The sequence below is a fragment of the Nonomuraea deserti genome, assembly GCF_004348685.1.
GTDB classification, from domain to species: Bacteria; Actinomycetota; Actinomycetes; order Streptosporangiales; family Streptosporangiaceae; genus Nonomuraea; species Nonomuraea deserti.
On the sequence record NZ_SMKO01000061.1, the window covers coordinates 19,257 to 40,220 of the forward strand.

Sequence of the window (20,964 nt, forward strand, 5' to 3'; positions counted from 1 at the left end):
GCGTCAGCCGGTACGGGGACTCGGTCGGGCAGCGTCACGAAGGCGGCTGCGTGGGTCGTGCCTTGTCGGGACGGGACGGGGATGGCCAGGGGGTGCTCACAACGATCTGCCAGAAGGCGGATGACAACGTTGTCAACCTCGATCTGTCAAGGAAGTTTTCAAATCGCGGGCCCCCTGTCAAGAGGCCGCCCCCGGAACCGGTGCGGGCACGGAAGGCGTACTGGTGGGAGACCGGTGGGCAGCCGTCAGGCTCCCCACCGGTGACAGCGGATCGGGCGGGCCGGGGTCAGCGCGACTTGGCGACGGTCAGCAGGACCGCGGAGTCCTCCAGCGCCTCGAGACTGTGGCGGGCGTCGGGCACGATGAGCAGGTCTCCGGTGCGCGCCTCCCACGACTCCGCACCGGCCACCATGCGCACCCGGCCGTGCAGCACCTGCACCGTGGCCTCTCCCGGGTTCTCGTGCTCGGCGAGGCACGCGCCCTGCTTCATGCCGATGACCGTCTGGCGCAGCACCTTCTCGTGCCCGCCGTGCACGGTGTCGGCGGTGTGACCGCCACCGGCGCCGGCCGCCAGATCGGTTTGCTGACGGGCCAGGGCCGCGAGCGAGACTTTCTGCATGCCGCCATTGTCTCAGTTGGGCTATGGTCGGCCGTGTGACGGGACCGTGGAACACCCCGCGCAGGCTCATCGTGCTGAGCCTGGTCCTGGTGTGCTCGCTGGTGGCCGGCGCGTCCGGCGTCCGGCACACCGCCGGTGACCCCGTCACCCAGGAGGCGACGACGTGGAGCCCCGGCACCACGGACAACCGGCTGACGGGCCTGCCGCCCCAGCTCTCCACCGGCCGCGAACACCTGGTGCCGGCGCAGACCGGCGCGCGGCAGAGCGACGCCGCCCATCTCGTGCTGCTGCCCCCGCCGCACGGCCCGGCAGCCGTCGGAGATCCCCAGCAGTTCGGGCAACGCCCCGCGGGGTCACGCAGCCCGCCGCCGGTCTAGCCGGTCCGCCTCGTCTCCTGCCGCGCGTCCGCTGTCGCGCGGCCCGGCCGCGCGCGCCCGGCTGCCCGCCGGCACGGACGTCCCCCAAGCGGGACACGCCCCCTTCCTTCCTTCTCGCGTCAAGCAAGGAGCCGAACACCGCCATGGCCGAGCTCGAACCAGCCCGTACCCTCCAGCGCACCCGCCACGGCCGGGTGGCGCTCGATCTGGGCACCGCGCGCACCAGAGCGCTGACGTCGAGCGGGGTCGCCATCGCCGACCGCCCCTCGGCCGTCGTCGCCTCCCCGCCCGTCGCCGGCGCCGCCGATCCGGTACGCCCGATCCGGCACGGGATGGTCGCCGACCCGGGCGCGTGCCGGCGCCTCGTACGCCTCGTGCTGCGGGACGTCCAGACGGCCGGCGACCGCTCGATGGAGCAGGTGGTGGTCGGCGTGCCCGTGGCCGCGTCGCCCAGTGACCGGCGGGCGGTGCGCACCGCGGTGTCCGAGGCCGCCGGGTGCGGGGTGACGCTGGTGGAGGAGCCCCTGGCCGCGGCCGTCGGCGTCGGCCTCGACGTCACCGGCTCGCGGCCGTTTCTGCTGCTCGACGTGGGCGCGGGCATCGTCGAGGCCGTCGCCATCCGCGACGGCGCCATCAGCGACGCCGTGGCCATCCAGCTGGGCGCCACGACCAGCGCGGGCCTGCTGCCGTACGTGCTGGACGGCGTCGTCGACATGACGGCCGCGCTGCTGCGCCGCCTGCCCGCCCAGCTTCGCGCGGCGGCGCGCGGCAACGGCCTGACGGTGACCGGGGGCGGCGCCCTCCAGGCGCAGCTGCTGAACCGCCTGGACACCGTCCTGCGCATGCCGGTCAGCACGCCGCCCGAGCCGCAGCACGCCACCGTACGCGGCCTGATGCGGCTGTGCCAGCGGCCCCCGCTGGCCTCCGGCATCGCCGCGCGTGGCCGCTGATCGCCGGGGCAGGGTAAGCCCGTGATCCGACTCGATCGCCTGGTCAACGTGCTGGGCGGATACGGGGTGCGGCTGTGCGGGCGGCCCGAGACGCGCTCGGTCCAGCTGCGCAGCGTGGCGATGCCGGACCCCACCGACGAGCGCGTCCAGGGAGACGTGCTGCTGGCGGTCGGCGCCCCGTCGGCGACCGAGGCGGTGCGGTGGGCGGTGTCGGCGCGGGCCACGGTGGTGCTGGTGCGCGCCGGCGCCGAGGCCGCCCGCGAGGCGTCCTCGGCCGGCGGGAGCGAGGGCGTGGCGGTGATGCTGGTCGACCCCGCCGTGTCGTGGAGCCAGCTCGCCGGCGTGGTGTACGGGCTCGTCCTGGAAGGGCGGGAGACGGAGGCGGGTCGCGGGCCGACGGACCTGTTCGCGCTGGCCGACAGCCTGGCCGACGTGGTCGGCGGCGCGGTCACCATCGAGGACCGGCTGTCGCGGGTGCTGGCGTACTCACGCTCCCAGCAGGCGGGCGACCCGGCCCGGCTGGAGACGATCCTGGTGCGGCAGGTCCCCGACCGGCTGCGCGAGCTGTTCCAGTCCCGGGGGGTGTTCGACCGGCTGGCCGCGTCCGACGAGCCGGTGTTCGTCGAGCAGGACCCGGAGCACGGGCTGACCGGGCGGATGGCGGTGGCCGTGCGGGCGGGGCGCGAGGTGCTCGGCTCGGTCTGGGTGACCTGCGGCAGCCCGCTGACCGGGGCGCGGCTCGGAGCCCTGACCGACGGGGCGCGCACGGTGGCGCTGCACCTGCTGCGCCAGCGGGCGAGCGCCGACCTGGAGCGGCAGGTGGAGTCCGACCTGGCCATCCGGCTGCTGGAGGGCAGCGCCGACGCCGCGACGGTGCTCAGCCAGCTGGGGCTGGCCGGCGAGACGCTGCGCGTCATCGCCGTCCGCGCGCACACCGGGAACGAGCGGCACGCCGCGCTGCTGCTGGCGTTCGAACGGGCCACCACCGGCTTCGGCTGGTCGCGGCCCGGGCGCAGCACGCTGCTGGGCAACACGCTCTACACCATCCTGCCTGGCGAGGAGGCCGGCGCGGCGCGTGCCTGGGTGTCCGCGCTGGGGTCCGCCCTGCCCGCGCAGGTGAGGCTCCTCGCCGGGATCGGGGCGCCGGCCAGGGCGGCGGAGCTGCCGGCCAGCCGGCAGGAGGCCGACGAGTGCCTGGCGCTGCACGAGACGGGTCCCCTCCGGGCCGCGCCGCCGGCGTACGACGAGTCCTGGGACGACATCCTGCTGCGGCGGCTGCGGGCCGCCGCGCGCACCGGCCGCACCCCCGCCCGCGGGCCGGTCGGCGCGCTGCGCCGGCACGACGCCCGCCACGGCACCCACTACATGGCCACGCTGCGGGCGTGGCTGGAGGCCCAGGGCGACCCCGCCGTCGCCGCCGAACGGCTCGGCGTCCACCCCAACACCGTACGCAACCGCCTCCGCAAGATCGCCCAGATCACCCCGCTCGACCTGGACGACGCCCGCCAGCGCCTGGCCATGATCATCACGCTGGCCGCCCTGGAGGATGACCGGCCGTTGTGACGACCGGCCGTTGTGACTCGGCCGTTGTGACTCGGCCGTTGTGACGACCGGACAATCCGGCCGGCGCGATTGTCGGCTCCGCACAACGCTGGAAGGTCTCGCGCACGCGATCCTGGGAGAAAGAGCGATATTTGTCCAGTACGGAGGCATGCCATGACCGGCAACGAGCGCATCACCGACCCGCCGCGATCGGCGATCGTGGTGGGCGCCGGCATCGTCGGCCTGTCGACCGCGTGGTTCCTGCAGGAACGCGGCGTCGACGTCCACGTGGTCGATCGCGCCGGCGTGGCGGCCGGGGCGTCCTGGGGCAACGCGGGATGGGTCGCGCCCGGCCTGGCCATCCCGCTCAACGAGCCCTCCGTCCTGCGTTACGGCCTCAAATCGCTGGTGAACCCGGCCGCGCCGCTGCACGTCCCGGCGACCGTCGATCCGAAGCTGTGGGCGTTCCTGGCCCGGTTCGCCGCCAACTCCCGGTGGTCGTCGTGGACGCGGGCGGTGCGCGCGAACCTGCCGCTGAACGAGGAGTGCATCGAGGCGTACGAGGTGCTCACCGCCAACGGCGTGGACGCCCCCGTCGTCGACGCCCCCATCACCGCGGCCTTCCGCACCCCGCAACAGGCCGAGAGCCTGCTGCGCGAGCTGCGCCGGATGGCCGACGCGGGACAGCCCGTCGACCACGCCGTCCTGGACGGCGCCCGGCTCGCCGAGTACGCGCCGCTCGCCTCCGCGGCCCTGCGGGCGGGCGTGCGGATCGACGGGCAGCGGTACGTCGACCCCGGCGGGTTCGTCCACGCCCTGGGCAAGGCGGTCATGGCCCGCGGCGCCACCGTGTACGCCTTCGAGGTCGCCGACGTGCGCGACGAGAACGGCAGGATCACCGTCAGCTCGCGCCACGGCACGTCCGTGTCGGCCGACGCGGTGGTGGTGGCCACCGGCGCGTGGCTGCCACGCCTGGCCTCACGCTGGGGAGTCCGCGTCCCCGTGCAGGCCGGCCGGGGCTACTCCTTCACCGTGCCGGTCGACCGTCCCGTGCCCGGCCCGATCTACCTGCCCGACGTACGGGTGGCGTGCACGCCGTACCAGGGGGCGCTGCGCGTGGCGGGAACCATGGAGTTCCGCGACCCCGACGCCCCGGGCGTACCCGCCCGGATGGAGGCGATCATCGCCTCCGCCCGCCCGCTGCTGGACGGCGTGCGCTGGGACGAGCGCACCGACGTCTGGGTGGGCCCGCGGCCGGTCACCCCCGACGGGCGCCCGCTCGTCGGGGCGACAGCCCGGCCGGGGATCTACGTGGCCGGCGGGCACGGCATGTGGGGCCTGACCCACGGCCCGATCACGGGCCGGCTGCTGGCCGAGCAGATCACGACCGGCAAGCAGCCCGCCGTCCTGCACGAGTTCGACCCCCTGCGCTGATCGGCCCGGCCGCTGCGTGGATCCGCCGCGCTGCCCGGCCAGGCCCGCTGCGTGGATCCGCCGCGCCGACCGGGAGGAGCCCGCGGCGGGGCCGGTGGCCGCGGCCGTGACGTCCTGGACGCTCGCGTATGCGATCGAGCGCCCGATGCATGGACCGTCTCATGCCGCGGGCGTCACTATGAGCTCATGTTGGCACTGTCCCTTGTCGCACTCGCGCTGCACGGCGCCCTCGCGGGCCTGTTCTACACCTTCTCCATGTCCGTCATGCCGGGCCTGAAGGCCGCCGACCCCGCCCAGGCGGAGGCGGCCATGCGCAGCATCAACCGTAAGATCCTCAACCCCTGGCTCTACCTCGTGTTCCTGGGGTCGCCGCTGGCGGCGCTGGTGGCCGGGTTGCTCGCGGACGCTCCTGCCGCCCTCTGGTTCTTCGCCGCCGCCGCGGTGAACTTCGTCGGTTCGTTCCTCGTCACGGTGGCGATCAACGTACCGATGAACAACGCCTTGGAAGCCGGGACCATGCCGTGGAAGGACTACGCGAGCAGGTGGACCGCGTGGAACACGCTCCGCGCGGTGGCCGGCGTGGCGAGCCTCGTCCTGATGGGTGCCGGCCTGACCGCTCTCTGAGAGGACCGAGCAGGCGGTGACGCCTTCACCCGGGTTCTTGACCCCGGGGCCGGCCTTTCCGGGACAAGCGCCCGGCGACAGCCGCGCGGCCGGGGAGCGGGTCATTCGGCACGCAGGCGCAGGGTCTGCTCGTGGATCAGATCGTTCGCGCGGACCGCGAAGTCGTGCACGATGGCCAGCTCCTCCTCGCTGTAGCCGGCCGCGAGCTCCGCGTAGGCGCGGTCGATCTCCGCCAGGACGCCTTCGAGCTCCTGGTACGGCCCCTCGCGCACCAGCTCGACCAGCACCCGGCGGCGGTCCGTCGCGTCGCGGGCGCCGGGTCGCGTATCCGGCCTTCCCAGGCGGTCGATCGCGCCCGCCGAGCTGGTCATCGGGCTGGGGATGGGCCTGTGCGTGCCGATCCCGGCGGCCGTCGCGCTCGGCGAGGTGCCCGCGGACGACGCCGGCGCCGGCTCGGGGGTGGTCAACACCGCCATCCAGCTCGGTACGGCCCTGGGGATCGCGGTCGTCGGCGTGATCTTCTTCTCGCCGGCCGGCGGCGGCTTCGGCGCGGCGACGGCGACCACGCTCTGGTGCAACGCCGCCTTCTTCTGCGCCGCGGCGCTGGCGTCCCCGCTGCTCCCTGGACATCGTGTCCGGGAGCCGGGCCAGGCGGTGCTCTGACGGGGCCGGGCTACCCCGGACGGAGGGCATCTCGTGGTGAGACGCCGGTCGCGGCCGCCGCACGGCCACGACCGGCGCTCCGCGGTGATCAGAGTGTGAGGCAGCCCACCAGGGGGATCTCGGGCGGTACGGCCACCGCGCCGACGGGGTCGGCGACGCCGCCGGTGGCGCAGTTGGCCATCACGACGGGGTCGATCCTCGTGATCGACTCCAGGCTGTTGAGCTTCGTGGGATCGACGACGGCGTGAGCGGGAGCTGACAGGGCGATGCCGGCGGCGACGGCGATCATCGCCACGGCGGCGATCTTACGAGGGGATGGACGCACGGGGAACCTCCTTGTGAAGGATCACTGTCAGCTACAAACAGTAATGAAGCGAACACACGGTGTACACGGCTGCGACATGAGAAAACACTCATGCGCCGGCCGTCCCGCGGTCAGCCGAGCAGCTCCAGCACCCGCCCGGCCTGCCGCTCCCACGACCCGGCCGGGTTGCGCGCGGCGAACGGTCCCTCCGGCCCGAGCAGGAGGAACCAGGTGAACGCGATCAGCCGCCGGAAACCCAGCACGCGGGCGCGCTCCGCCCGCGTGAGCCCGAGGCGGTCCAGCAGCCGCGCCGCGTCGAGGTCGCCCTCGAGCCGCGAGACGTGCTCAAGGAGATCGCCCAGCTCGAACGCGCCGTCACTGCTGCCGGAGTCCTCCCAGTCCAGGAGGCGGATCCGGCGGTCGTGCGCGTCCCACAGGTAGTTGGCGCGATTGCCGTCCCCCTGCCCGAGGACCGGAGGGAACGGGTCGACGAGCAGCTCGTCAGGGTCCGGGCCGGCCAGCCATGCCGTCCCTCGCGCGTGCGCCTTCCGCGCGACGGGGTCGTCCGCGGGACCTGGCCGCTGCCCGGCGGCCCAGGTCCGGGCCTTCGCCACGGCCGTGGCCGGGGTCCACACGGCCGGCCGCATGGACGCCAGGACCGCGGCGGGCACCGCTGCGCGCAACCGGCCGAGGGCGTCGGCCAGCGCTCCGACCTGCTCGTCCGTCGTACGCTCGCCGCGCAGCGGGATGCCCGGCAGCCGGGTCATCGTCACGCTGGGAGGCACCGTGTCCAGGGCGGCCGCGACCGGCGCCGGCGCGAGACCGGGCGCGTGCGCGGCGAGCACGGTCAGCGCCTCCCACTCCCGCAGGGGCTCCTGCCGCTCCCACGACCGGTAGCGCTTGACCACGACGCCGTCGCGGAGCTCGAGGTCGTGGGTGGCGAACCGGCCGCCCGTCACCGGCCGCAGGTCACGGCCAGGCGGCCGGCCGGGGCGAGCACCCGGAGGCGTCTGCCCGTCCGCCATCGCCCTGCCTTCCCTCGCGTTCACCGGATCATACGAGAGGCGCGGTCCATCCTCGATGTCCAGCCCCGGGTACGGGGCCCTCGCGCCGCGAGGGTTCACCCCGCCGCGCGGTGCCGCCTCTGCGTGCCGGAGCGGATTCAGGCGTGGAGCGATGACTCCCGGTCGCGCGTCGTGTCTGCACACTCACACGGGCGTACGCCAGGCGCGGGTACTGGGGGAGGGCGCGGTGCGTGCTCCCCGTGTCATGGCCGTGGGACCACGGTCGGATATGCCGGACATCGAGGCGTGGGTGGCGGAGAACGACGCCCGCGGCCGCCGCCTCGACGGCGACGCGCTGGCCCCCACGTCCGCGGCCACGACCGTACGCGTGCGCAACGGCGAGGTGCTGGTCTCCGACGGGCCGTTCACCGAGACCAAGGAGGTGATCGTGCGTTTCCCGGCCCGGACGGCCGCCGTTCCCCGGCAGCGTGTGAGGAGCCGGCGCAGGTCGTCAGAAATCGATTACCTGTGCTCTTGCGCGCCGGTGGCCCGGCCCTCCGCCACCCCGTACGTGGACGCCCGGAACAGGAAGGAAGCCCAGGAGCGGTACGGCCGCCACGCCTCGGCCAGCCTCCGGTACGCGGCGGGCGGCGCGTCCTCCGGCAGGCCGTACGCCTCGCGCAGGATGGCGAACAGGCGCGGCTCGTCACCGGGGAACGCGTCGGGCGCGCCCGCGCCGCGGATCAGGATGAGGCCCGCGGAGAACGGCCCGACCCCGGGCAGGGCACGGAGCTCGGCGAGGGCGTCCTCGGGGGAGAGCGAGCGCAGGTGCTCGGTGGTGAGCACGCCGTCGAGGGCCGCGCGGGCCAGGCCGCGTAGCCACTCCTCCTTCTGGCCCGGCAGCCCGAGACCGCCGGCGTCCAGCAGGGACACGGGTGGCGGAAAGGCCGCGTACGTCCGCCCGTCCACGGTGACCCGGGCGCCGTGACGTTCGGCGATGCGCTGCTTGAGCCGGGAGGTGATGACCATCGACGACCGCTGCACGATCACCGCCCAGCAGGCCGCCTCCCACGGGCTCCAGAAGCACACCGGCCGCAGGCCCGGGCTGCGCCGCTGCAGGTCGCCGAGCACCGGGTCGGCCTCGCCGAGCTTGGCGAAGCCGGCGCCGTCGACGTCGAGGGAGAGGATGCGCGCCACCTCCCCCCGGATGTCCGGCCCTGCCGGGCGGGTGGTCGTGACGGCGACCCCGCCGGGCGCGGCCGTCGCGGTCACCCCGATGGGCAGCCAGTCGGCCTCCGCGTTGTAGGCGAAGCGCAGCGAGCGGCCGTCGGACGGCAGCGCGCTGGTCGCCGGCCACTCCTCGACGAAGCGCAGCGAGGCGCCGAAGTCGAACGGGCCCTCGGCGGTGAGCGTGAAGTCGTACGTGGTCATGCGCGAATGGTAGGGGCGGCACGCGCGTCCTTGGCAGCCGGCACGGGGGTGTGGGCGCCTCGCGGCAGGGTGACCGACACCTCGAGCCCGCCTTCCTCCCTGGCCCTGGCGGCGTAGCGGCCCAGGTGGGCGTGGGTGATCGCGGCGACGATGGACAGGCCGAGCCCGTGCCCCTGTCCTGCCCCGCCGGCCCGGTCGGGGGCGTGCCTGCGGAACGGCTCGAAGAGCGCGGCCACCGCCTCGGGGGCGACGCGCGCGCCGCTGTTGGCGACGTGCAGCGTCACCGAGCCGGGCCCGGCCTCCGTGCGCACGTCGATCCAGCCGCCTTCGGCGTTGTGCCGGACCGCGTTCTCGACGAGGTTGCCGGCCAGCCGTTCCAGCAGCACCGGATCGCCTGACAGGGGTGTGGGGGCGAGCGCGTGCGCGAGCCGCAGGCCCTTGAGCTCGATGTCGCCCGCCGCCGCGGCGAGGGCGTCCCGTACGGCCGCCGCGAGGTCGACGGGCTCGTAGCGCTCGATCCCTCGCTCGCTGCGGGCGAGGGCGAGCAGGCTGGCGATGAGGTGCTCGTGGCGCCGGGTCGCGGCGCGGATCCGCCTGGCCATGGTCAGCAGCGACTCCAGCGAGGGGCGCGCGAGCGCGACGTCGACGGCGGCGCGCTGCACGGTGAGCGGGGTCCGCAGTTCGTGCGAGGCGTTGGCGACGAAGCGGCGCTGCGCCTCGAACGCCGCCGCCAGCCTGCCGAGCATGGCGTCGATCGTGTCGGCGAGCTCTTTCAGCTCGTCGCGCGGGCCGCGCAGATTGATGCGCTCGTCGAGGTTGTGCGTCGACAACCGCCGCGCGGCCGCGGTGATGTCGCGCAGCGGGCCCAGCACCCGTCCCGCCATCACCCACCCGAGCGCCGTCGCGACGATCGACACGAGCGCGAGAGCGAGCACGGACTGCGTGAGCAGCTCGCTGAGCGCCTCGGCCCGCTGCTGGGCGAGCGCCTCGACGATCCGTTCACGGATGGATCCGGGATCGTTCGCGTAGGGGGACAGGACGGGCGGGTCCGGCCGGGGGACGCCCCGCCCGCGCGCCTGGAGCTGGCGCGCGAACAGCCCGTACGTGATCGTGAGGAGCAGCACGCCGACCGCCACGAACAGCCCGCCGTACAGCACGGTCAGGCGCAGCCGGATGGTGGCGGCGGGACGCAGCCGAGCGATCGACCCCACCGCCGTCATGGCCGGCCGATCCGGTAGCCCGCGCCGGGCACGGTGTCGATGACGCCCGGCTCGCCGAGCTTGCGGCGCAGGCGCATCATCGTGACCCTGACGGTGTTGGTGAACGGGTCGGTGTGGGCGTCCCAGACCCGTTCCAGCAGCTCCTCGCTGGTGACGACGGCTCCGCGCGCGCCCAGCAGCACCTCCAGCACGCCGAACTCCTTGAGCGTCAGGTCCAGGGGCCGCAGGGCGCGGGTGGCCACGCGGCGTGCGGTGTCCACGGTGAGGTCGTCGTACGCGAGCACGGGCGGGAGCGCCGGGTTGGACCGCCGCGCCAGCGCCCGGATCCGCGCCACCAGCTCGGCGAAGGCGAACGGCTTCGCCAGGTAGTCGTCGGCGCCCAGGCCGAGCCCTTCGACCCGGTCGCCGAGCGTGCCCGCCGCGGTGAGCATGAGCACCCGCGGGTGGGCGCCGCCCGCCACCAGCTCCGTGCACACCTGGTCGCCGTGCACGTCCGGCAGGTCGCGATCCAGCACGACGACGTCGTACCGGTTGACCGCGAGCTGCTCCAGCGCGCTCGCCCCGCCGAACGCCGCGTCCACCGCCATGCCCTCGGCCCGGAGCCCTTCCAGCAGGATCTCCACCAGATCCGCCTGGTCCTCCACGACCAGCACCCGCATCGCAACCTCCGCCGCGCGTCGCCTCTGCCCTCCACCCTGGCGGCGACCCGATAACGCGGGCGTAACGCCAAGCGGTGTTACGCCCGTGTTAGCGCCGCCGCCGGAGACTGCCTGGCGACCGACAAGGAGGAATCACATGAAACACCTGGTGGCCATCGCGACGGCGGCCGTGCTCGTGGGAGGGCTCGGCAGCGCGGCGTACGCCGCGGCGCCGAGTGCCACCTCGCCCCCGGCCTTCTCCGCGGGCCTGCCGAGATGGGGCGAGGTGCTGTACGGCGAGAGCGTGACGCGCGACGACGACGGCCGGACGACGGTGCGCAACCGCCAGCGGGGCCGGATCACCGAGGTCTCCGGCACGTCGATGACGGTCAGGAGCGCCGACGGCACGAGCTGGACCTGGGTGCTCAACGGCGACACCGAGGTGCGCGCGGATGGGAAGGACGACGCGTCCGTGTCCGACCTGGAGGCGGGCGACGACGTCATGGTCGCCGGCACGCGCGAGGGCGGCACGCGGACCGCGTCCTTCGTGACGAACTCGCCGCCGGACCTCCGCGAGCTGCGGGAACGCCTGAAGGACCGGCGGAAGGGAGGCCTGCCGCACCCGCGTGACCTGGACCTGCCCGCGTTCCGGTCGTGACGGCGTCCCCGCGGCGCGGCGGTTGAGCCCTCTCCGCGCCGCGGGGGCGACGTCCCGCGAGCGTTTCGCCGCCGCGCTCCGACCGGCATGGCATCGTGAGGAGCCGGACCGGCGCCGCGCCGGGCGATCCGAGGGAAGGAGCCCGCGTTCCCATGGCCGAGGAGATCGTGCTGCAGGACACTCCGCATCGCCGGGTGGTGCGCGTGGGCGACACCGTGCGCAGGCCGGTCCAGCCCTGGACGCCGGCGGTCCACGCGCTGCTCCGGCATCTGGAGGGCGCCGGGTTCCCCTACGCGCCGCGGGTGCTCGGGATCGACGAGCAGGGACGCGAGGTCCTCACCTACCTGGAGGGCGAGTCCGGGCCGCAGGGCTGGGCGAGGGTGGTCGGCGACGCCGGGCTGGAGACGTGCGCCCGGCTGCTGCGCGCCTACCACGACGCGGTCGCCGGCTTCGATCCGCCGGAGGAGCTCGTCTGGCACACGGGGCAGCGCGGGCTGGGCGGCGGCGAGCTGGTCTGTCACGGCGACTTCGGGCCGTGGAACATCGTCTGGCAGGGGGACGTCCCCGTCGGGATCCTCGACTGGGACTACGCCCGGCCGGCGGAGCGCCTGTACGACGTCGCCTACGCCCTGGAACACCTCGCGCCCTTCCGCGACGACGCCGAGTGCCTGCGCTGGCTGCGCTACCCCGAGCCGCCCGACCGCCGCCACCGGATGGAGTCGTTCGCCGCCGCCTACGGTCTCGCCGGCGCCGCCGGCCTGGCCGACAGGGTGATCGACGTCCAGCGGGGTGTGGCCGCCCTGGTCCGCACGATGGCGGAAGCGGGGCACCAGCCGCAGGCCCAGTGGGTCGAGGAGGGATACCTCGACGAGGTGGGCCGCAGGATCGCCTGGAGCGTGGCGAACCGGCCGCTGTTCGGCTGACCTCACCGCTTCCTGCAGCGCTACTCCCGCCGCCGCAAGCGCAGCCCCTGGTCGCAGGTGAACGTCGAGCGCGTGGAGGCGCTGACCGCCGCCGGTCGCATGCGGCCGCCCGGCCTGGCCGAGGTGGCCGCCGCGCAGGCGGACGGCCGCTGGGCCGCCGCCTACGCCGCCCGGCGCGACGTCACCGTCCCGCCCGACCTGGCCGAGGCGCTGGCGGCCCGGCCGCGGGCCGCGGCCCGCTTCGACGCGCTCGGCAGGACCGGCCGCTACCGGCTGATCCTGCCGCTGCTGAAGGCCAGGACCCCTGCCGGGCGGGAAGCCCGCCTGGCCAGAGCGCTCGCCGAGCTGGCATGACCCCGGCGGCAAGCCCGACGACCTGGCGAAACATCTTGGGTTCAGGTCCGGGTAGGGGGCGACTGCAGTCTGAAGGAACGGGGAGACGGTCATGAGCCGCATCGGAGAATGGCTGAAGAAGGCGGAGAACCTGGCCAGGGGGCACCCCAAGCAGTTCGATCAGGTGATCGACCGCGCCGAGCAGTACGCCAAGGAGCGCACCGGGCACAAGTACGACGAGCAGATCAGCAAGGGGGCCGACTCGGTGCAGCGGCGCTACGGCGGCGGAGCCCCCGCGGGCCAGGAGGAGGAGCAGCGGCGCGCCCAGCAGGAGCAGGGGCAGGCGGGCCCGCAGGAGCAGGGGCAGGAACAGCCGGGCACGCAGGAGCAGCAGCGCAGGCCGCCGCAGGGCTGAGACGCTCAGCGTTCCTCGACGAAGCCGAGATAACGCTCGGCCGAACGGCGCACGGCCGCCGCGCCGTCCGTGTGGACGACGCGGTTCCACCAGCCGCCGTAGACCCGGTCGAACGCGTACGGCTCCAGCAGCGACAGGGCGCGGCGCACGGTGTGCGGTCGTTCGGGAATGTAGTTGGGATAGCTGTACATGAAGCTCACCCAGCGCCGGTCCTGGACGACCTGGACGATGTCGCCCGAGAACAGCGCGCCGTCGCCGCCCGACCAGTGCAGCACCTGGCCGCCCGCGAAGTGCACACCCGCGTTGATCAGCGTCAGGTCGTCCGCTATCTGGTGGGTGTCGCCCTCCCAGAGGACCACCGCGTCGTCGGGGCGGGCCACCCACCGGCGGTCGGCGGCGTGGATGTAGATCGGGACGTCGCCGAAGGCCCGCGACCATTCGATCATGGAGCCGTAGAAGTGGGGGTGGCTGATGGCGATGGCCGCCAGCCCGCCCAGCTCTCCGACCTCGGCGATCAGCTGATCGTCCAGGTAGGAGACCATGTCCCACATGACGTTGCCCGCCGGTGTGCGGACGAGGAGGGCGCGCTGGCCGATGGCCGTGGGCGGGGCGGTGCCGATGCCCAGCACGCCGGGGCCCTCCGCCGCCACACGTCCGCGGTGGCCCTCGTCCGCCAGCCCGGCCAGGGTCGTCCACTGCTGGCCGTTCCACCCCACGTACTGGCGTTCGTCCTCGCAGATCGGGCAGTCGGCGCGCGGCTCGCCGTACTGGACGCCGCAGGTGCGGCAGATGGGCAGGTCGGACGGCATCCGTCCAGCCTAGGGCCGGCGGGCGGCGTCCTCCAGGACCCTGCGCGCGTCGCGCTCGAACGAGGCCCGCGCCCCGAGCGTGAGCAGGCCGCCGACCACCATCGGGATCACCAGCAGGTACATGCCGGACAGCAGCGAGCCGAGCCGGTCCGAGGCGATGCCGACGATGAGCGAGCCGAAGGCGCCGCCCGCCGTGATGAGCAGTTGCAGCACCGCGAAGCCGAGACCCCGCGAGGCGGCCGGCACCACGTCGGCCACGCACGCCATCATGTTGGGGATCGCGATCGACATCAGGGAGCAGGCCAGCAGCACGAGCGCCGTCAGCGCGGCGATCGAGTCCATCGACAGCGCGACCGCCAGCACCAGCGAGCCGGCGGTGATGCCGCCGCCGCCCGCGAGCAGCCGGCCGCCCTTGCGGCTGCCGTGCCACTTGCGGCCCAGCCACGAGCCGACCAGGGTGCCCGTCAGCGTGCCCGCGACGGTGATCAGGCCGCTCAGCGAGCCGGCGGTCCCCACGCCGACGCCGAAGCCGCGCACCATGAGCGTCGGCAGCCAGTAGAAGATGCCTGCCAGGCCGAGGGTGAGGAAGGACAGCCCGACGCAGACGAAGATCAGCGTGGGGATGGCCAGCACCTGCCTGAACTGCCGCCAGAACGGCGGCTTCGGCTCCGCCGCGGGCGTGGCGGGGGCGGCCTCGCCCTTGGCCACCAGCCGGTCCAGCTCGCCGCGGCGCGGCTCGCGCAGGAACCAGACCAGCAGCGCCGTGAGGACGCCGGGGACGACCATGACGAGGAACGCAGTGCGCCACGAGAACATCTCGGCCAGCACGCCGCCGAGCAGCGTGCCGATGCCGCCGAGGTAGGTGGTGACGCGGGTCAGCCCGTACGCCTTCGCGCGGCTGACCGGCGGGTAGTAGTCGGCGAGCAGGCTGCCCGCGGCCGGGTTGTCGATGTTCTCGGCCGCGGCCAGCAGCACCCGCATCAGGTAGAAGATGGCGAAGCCGGTGGCCAGGCCGGAGCCGAGCGTGGCGATCGCCCAGACGAAGACGACCACCGCGATGATCCGCGTACGGCTGAACCGGTCGGCCAGGTAGCCGGCGGGCAGCGACACGATCGCGGCGGCCAGGGCGGCGGCCGTCGGGATGGAGCCGGCGGCGGTGTCGCTGAAGCCCCATTCGCGCTGGATGAGGGGGAGCACGCCCGACAGGAGGTTGTGCTCGATGCGGTCGACGAGTCCGACGATGAAGAGAACGATCAGCGGCGCCCAGCCGAATGGCGCGCGGGCCTGCGCGTCGATGGCGCCGGCGCGTGGCGAGCCCAACGTACCGACCATGCCCACCCTTTCAGTAGGGAACTCTAGAATCTCGTTCTAGGGCTACGTTCTAGCCAGAGTGGCAGAAGTCACAGCATTCGTAAATGGGGGATTTCACGGAATTTCGTGAGCGGTCGGCTCCGGTACGGTGCTCGCATGGTCAAGGGAGCGTTGCTGGTCGCGGGCACCACGTCCGACGCGGGCAAGAGCGTGGTCACCGCCGGCATCTGCCGCTGGCTCGCCCGCCGAGGCGTCCGCGTCGCGCCCTTCAAGGCCCAGAACATGTCGCTCAACTCGTACGTCACCGCCGAGGGCGCCGAGATCGGCCGGGCGCAGGCCATGCAGGCGCAGGCCGCCGGCGTCGAACCCGTCGCGGACATGAACCCCGTCCTGCTCAAGCCGGGCAGCGACCGCCGCAGCCAGGTCGTGCTCATGGGCAGCCCGGTCGCGGACGTCGACGCGATGGAGTACGGCGCGCTGAAGGACCTGCTCCGCACCACGGCGCTGGAGGCGCTGGGCAGGCTCAGAAAGCAGTACGACGTGGTGGTGTGCGAGGGCGCGGGCAGCCCTGCCGAAATCAACCTGCGCCGGGCCGACATCGCCAACATGGGCCTGGCCAGGGCCGCGAACCTGCCCGTGATCGTGGTCGGCGACATCGACAGGGGAGGGGTGTTCGCCGCGTTCTACGGCACGGTGGGGCTGCTGGACGCCGCCGACCAATCCCACATTGCCGGATTTGTTGTGAACAAGTTCCGCGGCGCCGCCGAACTGCTCGAACCCGGGCTCGACATGCTCAGACGCCTGACGGGACGCCCGGTCTACGGCGTGCTGCCCTGGCTCGACGGGCTCTGGCTCGACGTGGAGGACTCCCTGGCCCTCGACGGCCGCAGGGTGGCCACCGGCCCGCCGTACGGCCGGCAGACCCTGCGGGTGGCGGTCGTACGGCTGCCCAGGATCTCGAACTTCACCGACCTGGACGCCCTGGCCGCCGAGCCGGGCGTGGTGGTGCGTTTCGTGACCGATCCGATCGAGCTGGACGACGCCGACCTGGTGGTGCTGCCCGGATCCCGGGCCACGGTCGACGACCTGGCGTGGCTGCGCGCGACCGGCCTGGCGGCGGCGATCGGCGACAGGGAGGGGCCCGTGCTGGGTATCTGCGGCGGGTTCCAGATGCTGGGGCGGGAGATCGTCGACACGGTCGAGTCCGGCGCGGGCCGGGTCGACGGGCTGGGACGGCTGCCGGTACGGGTCGAGTTCGCGCCGGACAAGCGGCTCGGCCGGCCGGAGGGCGTCGCGTACGGGCAGCCCGTACGCGCGTACGAGATCCATCACGGCCGGGCGACCGTGGAGGGCGGCGAGCCGTTCCTCGACGGGTGCCGGGCCGGTCACGTCTGGGGCACCACCTGGCACGGCGCCCTGGAGAACGACGGCTTCCGCCGCGCCTTCCTGGCCGACGTGGCCGATCGCGCGGGGCGGGCCTTCGTCCCGGCTCCGGGCACCGACTTCGCCCGGCTGAGAGAAGAACGGCTCGACGCGCTCGGCGACCTCGTCGAGCGGCACCTCGACACCGCCGCCCTGCTCCGGCTCATCGAGCACGGCCCTTCCGAACTGCCCGTCCTGCCCCCAGGCGTCCCCTGATGCACCACCCGGCCGACGGCTCCCGTCGTCACGCGAGCGCCCCGGGCCTCCTTGGCAGCTGAGGACCGGCTATGGGGGGATCCGCTCGGGGCTGCCATCGGACCTCACCTCGGCCGCGACGCCACGGCTTCGCAGCCGGATGCGCAGGAACTCCATCTCCGCCGGCGTCCCGACCAAGCCGGTGTCAGTGAGCTCGTCGGCGAGTTCACGAGCCCGGGGAAGCGGCGCCTCCCAGACCTCTCGCAGAACCCTCAAGATCGAGGCCAGGTCAGGCACTGGACCGACCACGCGCAGTCGGCTTGGGCCATGCGCCGCAGCAGGGCAGCGCGGACATCTTCCGGCGGCCGGCCTGAATCCGAGTGCTCGCACCAGCCGTCACCGCAGGACGCGCAGGAGGCCTCGGCATCCCACCACAACTGTCCGCGGTCGACGAACTGGTTGACCTGGCGGACCAGGGTGCCCCCGCACCCATGGCAACGCGACTCGATCTTGGCTGTCTGCCCCGTCATCCCGACACCATATGGGGGCGCTCACGGTTCGTGGACCGCGGCGCGGACGTTGTCCAGGTCCCCCTCGACCGGGCCGGTTTCGGGCATGGCCGACAGGATGGCTCGGGTGCGGGCGGTGACGAGGTCGATTCCCGCGCGGTCGGTGAGCACGTACAGGTCATTCGCCCGGACGGCTCTGATCACGAGGTCGCCGACGGTGTCGGTGGGGACGCCGAAACGCGCCACGGCGGCATCGATCCTGGGCATGAGCTGGTCGATCCTGTCCTGGGCTCGTCTGAGTTCTGGGCCGCCGTGCTGGCTGGCGACCAGGGAACGAGAGGACCGGGCGATGTTGGAGGCGACACCGCCGGGACACAGGACCGTGACGCCGACGGGATGCCCCGCCGTTTCGAGCTGGTGGCGCAGCGACTCCGACAGGCCCACGACGGCGAACTTCGACGAGGTGTACATCGGGCCGACGCCCGCGCCGATCAACCCGGCGGCGGAGGCGGTGTTCACGATGTGCGCGGGCCCGCCGCGGCGGAGCATGCGGGGCAGGAAGGTCTGGACGCCGTTGACGACGCCGCCGAGGTTGATGTCCAGGGCGAGGTCCCACAACTCGTAGGTCATGTCCGCGGGCCGCTCGGGAAACGCGAGCCCGGCGTTGTTGCACAGCACCATGACGGGGCCGAGCCGCGCTTCGGCCTCGTCCGCCACGCGAGCGTAGGCCTCGCGGTCGCGTACGTCGAGGTGGAAGGCGGCCACCTCGGTCAGCTCGGCCAGCTCGGCGGCGGCCTCGCCGAGTGCGGCGTCGTCGATGTCGGCGATGGCGAGCCTGCCGCCCTCGCGGGCGATGGCACGGGCGATGCCGAGGCCGATGCCTTGCGCTGCTCCGGTGATGAACGACGTGGTGTTCGGTAAGTCCATGCCCGCACCCTAACATAAAGGTAGAGACTCTCTACTTTTAGATATTCTATAAGATGATTGGCGTGGCATCGCGCGAACAAGGGAACGCGTGAAGCAGACGCTCGGCCGGTGGTCGCGGCCGAGCGTCTTTCTGGTCGGGGCGAGGTCGGGCGGCGACGGCCTCGAGTCGCTCGCGCGATCTGCACGACCGGGGGCCGTCAACGTGGCCAGGCCACCACGTCGACGGAGTCGTTCGAGGCGGGCGGCTCCTCCAAGGGCCGGTGCGGGAACAGCGGGCGGGGCAGGCTGCCGTCGCGGTCGATCAGCAGGGCGACGCTGTGGGTGGCGTTGACCCAGGAGGAGACGTTGTCAGCGGCGGAAGGGCCGCCGACGCCACTGGGCATGGGCAGGGCGCGCAGGTCGACGTCGTGGCCGGCGCCTATGCCGTAGGCCGGGCCGTTGCGGCCGTAGTCGCGGTACAGGCAGAGCGTGGCGGGCGGGCACGGCTCGCCGGGGCCGAGCCGGATCACGTCGGGGGGCAGGACCTGCGCGGGGGCGGCCGCTGCGGGAAGGCCGAGAGCGCCGACGGCGGCGGTGGCGACGGCCGCGCCGGTCAGCAGGCGGGCGAGGATGGTGGGACGGGGCATCGTTGGAGCACCTCCGGGAGGAATGGTGGTGTGACCACCCCACCCTCACGCAACGCTCGGTACATATCCAGATGCGGAGAGTGACACGTCTGCTGCTGTGGCTGCCATCGTGATCTGGCGAGCCGGATACCTCCCGATCAGTCGGTGAACGCCAGGCGCACGCCGAAGCCGACGATGACGACGCCGGTCAGCCGGTCGAGGAACCGCCGCACGCCGGGCGAGCGCAGGAGCCCGCTCATCAGCGACGCGAACCAGATCAGCGCGACGCTCCACAGCAGCCCCTCGACCACGTGAACCCCGGCCAGCAGCAACCCCATGACCGCGTGCGGCGCCTCCTCCGGGATGAACTGCGGCAGCATGGCCACGTAGAAGACGCCGACCTTGGGATTGAGCAGGTTGGTCATCAGCCCGCGGCCGAACCCCTTCCCGAACCCGACCGCCTGCTGCTCCGGCAGTGCGTGCGCGTCCGCCCTGGTCAGGATCATGCGCAGGCCCATCCACACGAGGTAGGCCGCACCCGCCCAGCGCAGCACCTGGTAGGCCGTCTCCGAGGCGGCCAGCAGCGCCGACAGCCCCGCCGCCGTGAGCACACCCCAGATCAGGGTGCCGAGCTGGATGCCCAGCGTCACGCCCCAGGCCGGCCCCCGGCCCGCCAGCAACGACGTCCGGAGGATGAGGGCCGTGTCGAGGCCCGGGGTCAGCGTGAGCAGGGCGACCACGGCGGCGAACGATAACACCGATCCTGCGATGTCCATGCTGTCAGGGTAGGAGGAGGAGCTTTCCCGTCGTACGGCGGGCCGCGAGGTCTTCGTGCGCCTGGCGCGCCTCGGCCAGCGGGTAGCGGCGCGAGACGTTGATCGTCAGCTGCCCCGCCGAGATCCAGCCGAACAGGTCGGACGCGCGTTGCAGCAGCTCCTCGCGTTGCGCGATGTGGTGCACGAGCGTGGGCCTGGTGAGGAAGAGCGAGCCCTTCCGGTTGAGCGTCTGGGGATCGAGCGGCGGGACCGGGCCGCTGGCGGCGCCGTACAGGGCCATGAGGCCGCGCGGCCGCAGCACCTCAAGCCCGCCGTCGAAGGTCGTTCTGCCGACCCCGTCGTACACGACGTCGATCTTGCCGCGCAGGGCGTCGGTGAAGTCGTCGTAGCGCAGCACCTCGTCGGCGCCCGCCTGCCGGGCCAGCTCGCCCTTCTCGTCGGTGGAGACCGTGGTGTGCACCTTGGCGCCCTTGAGCTTGGCCAGCCGGATCAGCAGCTGGCCCATGCCGCCCGCCCCGGCGTGAACGAGCACCTGATCGCCCTCGCGCACCTCGTGGGTGGAGTGGGTGAGGTAGTGGGCCGTCATCCCTTGGAGCATCGCCGCCGCCGCGACGTCGGCCGGCACGCCATCGGGCACCGGCACCGCACGGGCCGCCGGCACCACCACCTTGCCGCTGTAACTCCCCATGACGTCAGCCCAGGCCACGGTGTCGCCCACGGCGAGGTCACGCACCCCCGGCCCCACGGCCGAGACCGTGCCGGCGCCCTCCATGCCGATGGACGTGGGAAGGTCGAGCGGGTAGGCGCCGGAGCGATGGTAGATGTCGATGAAGTTGACCCCGGCGGCGGCGACGTCGACCACGACCTCGCCGTCACCCGGCACCGGGTCGGGACGCTCGGCGTATTCGAGAACCTCTGGGCCGCCCTGAGCGGAAACGACGATGCTCTGCATCCCCCTAGTCAACTCCTTCACCGCCGCCCTGATCCAACCGGCCCCGACCGTGTCGGCGCGATCCTGCCCCTGGACCGCCCCACCTGGGAATGGCCTCACCCCGCGACGGCTCCCACCCAGTAACGGTCCCAACGCGGGAACGGCCCTCACCCGGCCCCAGCGCGGGAAGGGCCCTCACGTCAAGCACGAAACCGAACCGAATCGGCCTGCGAACGGACCACCCCGGACGGACACCCCGGCAACGGGACCGTCTGGTGTGCCCCGGATCGCGGGCGCCGGTGTGGCGAAAGCGGCGGGCGTCGGCGTTGCCGGGATGGGAACGC

Annotated in this window: 24 protein-coding genes; 11 read left to right on the forward strand and 13 right to left on the reverse strand. The window is 73.4% G+C overall.

What is annotated here, in order from left to right; all coding sequences use genetic code 11:
- Window positions 1-286: 286 nt before the first annotated feature.
- Window positions 287-619: a cupin domain-containing protein gene (locus tag E1292_RS22665; protein WP_132597228.1), complete on the reverse strand. Its 333-nt coding sequence runs from the start codon at window positions 617-619 to the stop codon at window positions 287-289.
- A gap of 35 nt (window positions 620-654) precedes the next feature.
- On the opposite strand from E1292_RS22665, the gene E1292_RS22670 reads away from it, so the two are divergent.
- The 5 genes from E1292_RS22670 to E1292_RS22690 all read left to right on the forward strand — a co-directional run bounded on the left by E1292_RS22670 (window position 655) and on the right by E1292_RS22690 (window position 5,546).
- Entirely contained in the window at window positions 655-996 is a 342-nt protein-coding gene (locus tag E1292_RS22670; protein WP_132597229.1) for a hypothetical protein, read from the forward strand.
- A 143-nt stretch (window positions 997-1,139) separates the two neighbouring features.
- Window positions 1,140-1,946 carry a rod shape-determining protein gene (locus E1292_RS22675; protein WP_132597230.1) on the forward strand — a complete coding sequence of 269 codons (807 nt, stop codon included), beginning with the start codon at window positions 1,140-1,142 and terminating at the stop codon, window positions 1,944-1,946.
- A gap of 21 nt (window positions 1,947-1,967) precedes the next feature.
- Window positions 1,968-3,509, forward strand: a complete 1,542-nt coding sequence (locus E1292_RS22680) for a PucR family transcriptional regulator (RefSeq protein ID WP_132597231.1) — start codon at window positions 1,968-1,970, stop codon at window positions 3,507-3,509.
- Window positions 3,510-3,662: 153 nt separating this feature from the next.
- Complete coding sequence (locus E1292_RS22685) at window positions 3,663-4,922, forward strand: NAD(P)/FAD-dependent oxidoreductase (RefSeq protein ID WP_132597232.1); 1,260 nt, start codon at window positions 3,663-3,665, stop codon at window positions 4,920-4,922.
- A 186-nt stretch (window positions 4,923-5,108) separates the two neighbouring features.
- The gene (locus tag E1292_RS22690; protein ID WP_132597233.1) at window positions 5,109-5,546 is read left to right on the forward strand and encodes an anthrone oxygenase family protein; all 438 of its coding nucleotides are present in this window, start codon (window positions 5,109-5,111) and stop codon (window positions 5,544-5,546) included.
- Window positions 5,547-5,647: 101 nt separating this feature from the next.
- Here E1292_RS22690 and E1292_RS22695 read toward each other — a convergent pair whose 3' ends face one another.
- The gene (locus E1292_RS22695) at window positions 5,648-5,917 is read right to left on the reverse strand and encodes a helix-turn-helix domain-containing protein (protein ID WP_132597234.1); all 270 of its coding nucleotides are present in this window, start codon (window positions 5,915-5,917) and stop codon (window positions 5,648-5,650) included.
- A 22-nt stretch (window positions 5,918-5,939) separates the two neighbouring features.
- On the opposite strand from E1292_RS22695, the gene E1292_RS22700 reads away from it, so the two are divergent.
- Entirely contained in the window at window positions 5,940-6,209 is a 270-nt protein-coding gene (locus tag E1292_RS22700; protein ID WP_132597235.1) for a hypothetical protein, read from the forward strand.
- An 88-nt stretch (window positions 6,210-6,297) separates the two neighbouring features.
- On the opposite strand, the gene E1292_RS22705 is transcribed toward E1292_RS22700, so the two are convergent.
- The 5 genes from E1292_RS22705 to E1292_RS22730 form a co-directional block, all read right to left on the reverse strand.
- A complete protein-coding gene (locus E1292_RS22705; protein ID WP_132597236.1) occupies window positions 6,298-6,534 on the reverse strand; it encodes a hypothetical protein in 237 nt (78 codons plus the stop codon).
- A gap of 110 nt (window positions 6,535-6,644) precedes the next feature.
- On the reverse strand, window positions 6,645-7,562 hold the full coding sequence (locus E1292_RS22710; RefSeq protein ID WP_132597237.1) for an aminoglycoside phosphotransferase family protein: 918 nt from the start codon (window positions 7,560-7,562) through the stop codon (window positions 6,645-6,647).
- Between the two features lie 477 nt (window positions 7,563-8,039).
- Window positions 8,040-8,948 carry a DNA-3-methyladenine glycosylase family protein gene (locus E1292_RS22720; protein ID WP_132597238.1) on the reverse strand — a complete coding sequence of 303 codons (909 nt, stop codon included), beginning with the start codon at window positions 8,946-8,948 and terminating at the stop codon, window positions 8,040-8,042.
- On the reverse strand, window positions 8,945-10,159 hold the full coding sequence (locus E1292_RS22725) for a sensor histidine kinase (protein WP_220447008.1): 1,215 nt from the start codon (window positions 10,157-10,159) through the stop codon (window positions 8,945-8,947). The genes E1292_RS22720 and E1292_RS22725 overlap by 4 nt, the downstream gene beginning before the upstream one ends.
- Window positions 10,160-10,164: 5 nt before the next feature.
- On the reverse strand, window positions 10,165-10,827 hold the full coding sequence (locus E1292_RS22730; protein ID WP_132597240.1) for a response regulator transcription factor: 663 nt from the start codon (window positions 10,825-10,827) through the stop codon (window positions 10,165-10,167).
- A gap of 136 nt (window positions 10,828-10,963) precedes the next feature.
- Here E1292_RS22730 and E1292_RS22735 point away from each other — a divergent pair, with 136 nt between their 5' ends.
- From E1292_RS22735 to E1292_RS52785, 4 genes are all read left to right on the forward strand, one after another.
- A complete protein-coding gene (locus tag E1292_RS22735) occupies window positions 10,964-11,464 on the forward strand; it encodes a DUF5666 domain-containing protein (protein WP_132597241.1) in 501 nt (166 codons plus the stop codon).
- Between the two features lie 152 nt (window positions 11,465-11,616).
- Window positions 11,617-12,387, forward strand: coding sequence for an aminoglycoside phosphotransferase family protein (locus tag E1292_RS22740; RefSeq protein WP_132597242.1), 771 nt, complete (start codon window positions 11,617-11,619; stop codon window positions 12,385-12,387).
- A gap of 12 nt (window positions 12,388-12,399) precedes the next feature.
- Window positions 12,400-12,741 carry a YdeI/OmpD-associated family protein gene (locus E1292_RS22745; protein WP_132597243.1) on the forward strand — a complete coding sequence of 114 codons (342 nt, stop codon included), beginning with the start codon at window positions 12,400-12,402 and terminating at the stop codon, window positions 12,739-12,741.
- A 91-nt stretch (window positions 12,742-12,832) separates the two neighbouring features.
- Entirely contained in the window at window positions 12,833-13,135 is a 303-nt protein-coding gene (locus E1292_RS52785) for an antitoxin (protein ID WP_132597244.1), read from the forward strand.
- A gap of 5 nt (window positions 13,136-13,140) precedes the next feature.
- Here E1292_RS52785 and E1292_RS22755 read toward each other — a convergent pair whose 3' ends face one another.
- On the reverse strand, window positions 13,141-13,944 hold the full coding sequence (locus E1292_RS22755; RefSeq protein WP_132597245.1) for an MBL fold metallo-hydrolase: 804 nt from the start codon (window positions 13,942-13,944) through the stop codon (window positions 13,141-13,143).
- A 9-nt stretch (window positions 13,945-13,953) separates the two neighbouring features.
- On the reverse strand, window positions 13,954-15,276 hold the full coding sequence (locus E1292_RS22760; protein ID WP_132597246.1) for an MFS transporter: 1,323 nt from the start codon (window positions 15,274-15,276) through the stop codon (window positions 13,954-13,956).
- A 135-nt stretch (window positions 15,277-15,411) separates the two neighbouring features.
- On the opposite strand from E1292_RS22760, the gene E1292_RS22765 reads away from it, so the two are divergent.
- On the forward strand, window positions 15,412-16,893 hold the full coding sequence (locus tag E1292_RS22765) for a cobyric acid synthase (RefSeq protein ID WP_132597247.1): 1,482 nt from the start codon (window positions 15,412-15,414) through the stop codon (window positions 16,891-16,893).
- Between the two features lie 530 nt (window positions 16,894-17,423).
- Here the strand turns inward: E1292_RS22765 and E1292_RS22770 are convergent.
- From E1292_RS22770 to E1292_RS22785, 4 genes are all read right to left on the reverse strand, one after another.
- Window positions 17,424-18,308 carry an SDR family NAD(P)-dependent oxidoreductase gene (locus E1292_RS22770; protein WP_132597248.1) on the reverse strand — a complete coding sequence of 295 codons (885 nt, stop codon included), beginning with the start codon at window positions 18,306-18,308 and terminating at the stop codon, window positions 17,424-17,426.
- Window positions 18,309-18,505: 197 nt separating this feature from the next.
- Entirely contained in the window at window positions 18,506-18,934 is a 429-nt protein-coding gene (locus E1292_RS22775; protein ID WP_132597249.1) for a peptidase inhibitor family I36 protein, read from the reverse strand.
- Window positions 18,935-19,071: 137 nt separating this feature from the next.
- The gene (locus E1292_RS22780) at window positions 19,072-19,689 is read right to left on the reverse strand and encodes a LysE family translocator (RefSeq protein ID WP_132597250.1); all 618 of its coding nucleotides are present in this window, start codon (window positions 19,687-19,689) and stop codon (window positions 19,072-19,074) included.
- Between the two features lie 4 nt (window positions 19,690-19,693).
- A complete protein-coding gene (locus E1292_RS22785; RefSeq protein ID WP_132597251.1) occupies window positions 19,694-20,641 on the reverse strand; it encodes a quinone oxidoreductase family protein in 948 nt (315 codons plus the stop codon).
- Window positions 20,642-20,964: the final 323 nt, after the last annotated feature.

Excerpts from the sequence above, each read along its gene's own strand:
- E1292_RS22760 (WP_132597246.1), bottom strand. The coding sequence starts at position 15,276 with ATGGTCGGTACGTTGGGCTCGCCACGCGCCGGCGCCATCGACGCGCAG.
- E1292_RS52785 (WP_132597244.1), top strand. The coding sequence starts at position 12,833 with ATGAGCCGCATCGGAGAATGGCTGAAGAAGGCGGAGAACCTGGCCAGG.
- E1292_RS22720 (WP_132597238.1), bottom strand. The coding sequence starts at position 8,948 with ATGACCACGTACGACTTCACGCTCACCGCCGAGGGCCCGTTCGACTTC.
- E1292_RS22780 (WP_132597250.1), bottom strand. The coding sequence starts at position 19,689 with ATGGACATCGCAGGATCGGTGTTATCGTTCGCCGCCGTGGTCGCCCTG.
- E1292_RS22770 (WP_132597248.1), bottom strand. The coding sequence starts at position 18,308 with ATGGACTTACCGAACACCACGTCGTTCATCACCGGAGCAGCGCAAGGC.
- E1292_RS22690 (WP_132597233.1), top strand. The coding sequence starts at position 5,109 with ATGTTGGCACTGTCCCTTGTCGCACTCGCGCTGCACGGCGCCCTCGCG.
- E1292_RS22735 (WP_132597241.1), top strand. The coding sequence starts at position 10,964 with ATGAAACACCTGGTGGCCATCGCGACGGCGGCCGTGCTCGTGGGAGGG.
- E1292_RS22765 (WP_132597247.1), top strand. The coding sequence starts at position 15,412 with ATGGTCAAGGGAGCGTTGCTGGTCGCGGGCACCACGTCCGACGCGGGC.
- E1292_RS22675 (WP_132597230.1), top strand. The coding sequence starts at position 1,140 with ATGGCCGAGCTCGAACCAGCCCGTACCCTCCAGCGCACCCGCCACGGC.
- E1292_RS22775 (WP_132597249.1), bottom strand. The coding sequence starts at position 18,934 with ATGCCCCGTCCCACCATCCTCGCCCGCCTGCTGACCGGCGCGGCCGTC.
- E1292_RS22785 (WP_132597251.1), bottom strand. The coding sequence starts at position 20,641 with ATGCAGAGCATCGTCGTTTCCGCTCAGGGCGGCCCAGAGGTTCTCGAA.
- E1292_RS22685 (WP_132597232.1), top strand. The coding sequence starts at position 3,663 with ATGACCGGCAACGAGCGCATCACCGACCCGCCGCGATCGGCGATCGTG.
- E1292_RS22695 (WP_132597234.1), bottom strand. The coding sequence starts at position 5,917 with ATGACCAGCTCGGCGGGCGCGATCGACCGCCTGGGAAGGCCGGATACG.
- E1292_RS22730 (WP_132597240.1), bottom strand. The coding sequence starts at position 10,827 with ATGCGGGTGCTGGTCGTGGAGGACCAGGCGGATCTGGTGGAGATCCTG.
- E1292_RS22665 (WP_132597228.1), bottom strand. The coding sequence starts at position 619 with ATGCAGAAAGTCTCGCTCGCGGCCCTGGCCCGTCAGCAAACCGATCTG.
- E1292_RS22740 (WP_132597242.1), top strand. The coding sequence starts at position 11,617 with ATGGCCGAGGAGATCGTGCTGCAGGACACTCCGCATCGCCGGGTGGTG.
- E1292_RS22755 (WP_132597245.1), bottom strand. The coding sequence starts at position 13,944 with ATGCCGTCCGACCTGCCCATCTGCCGCACCTGCGGCGTCCAGTACGGC.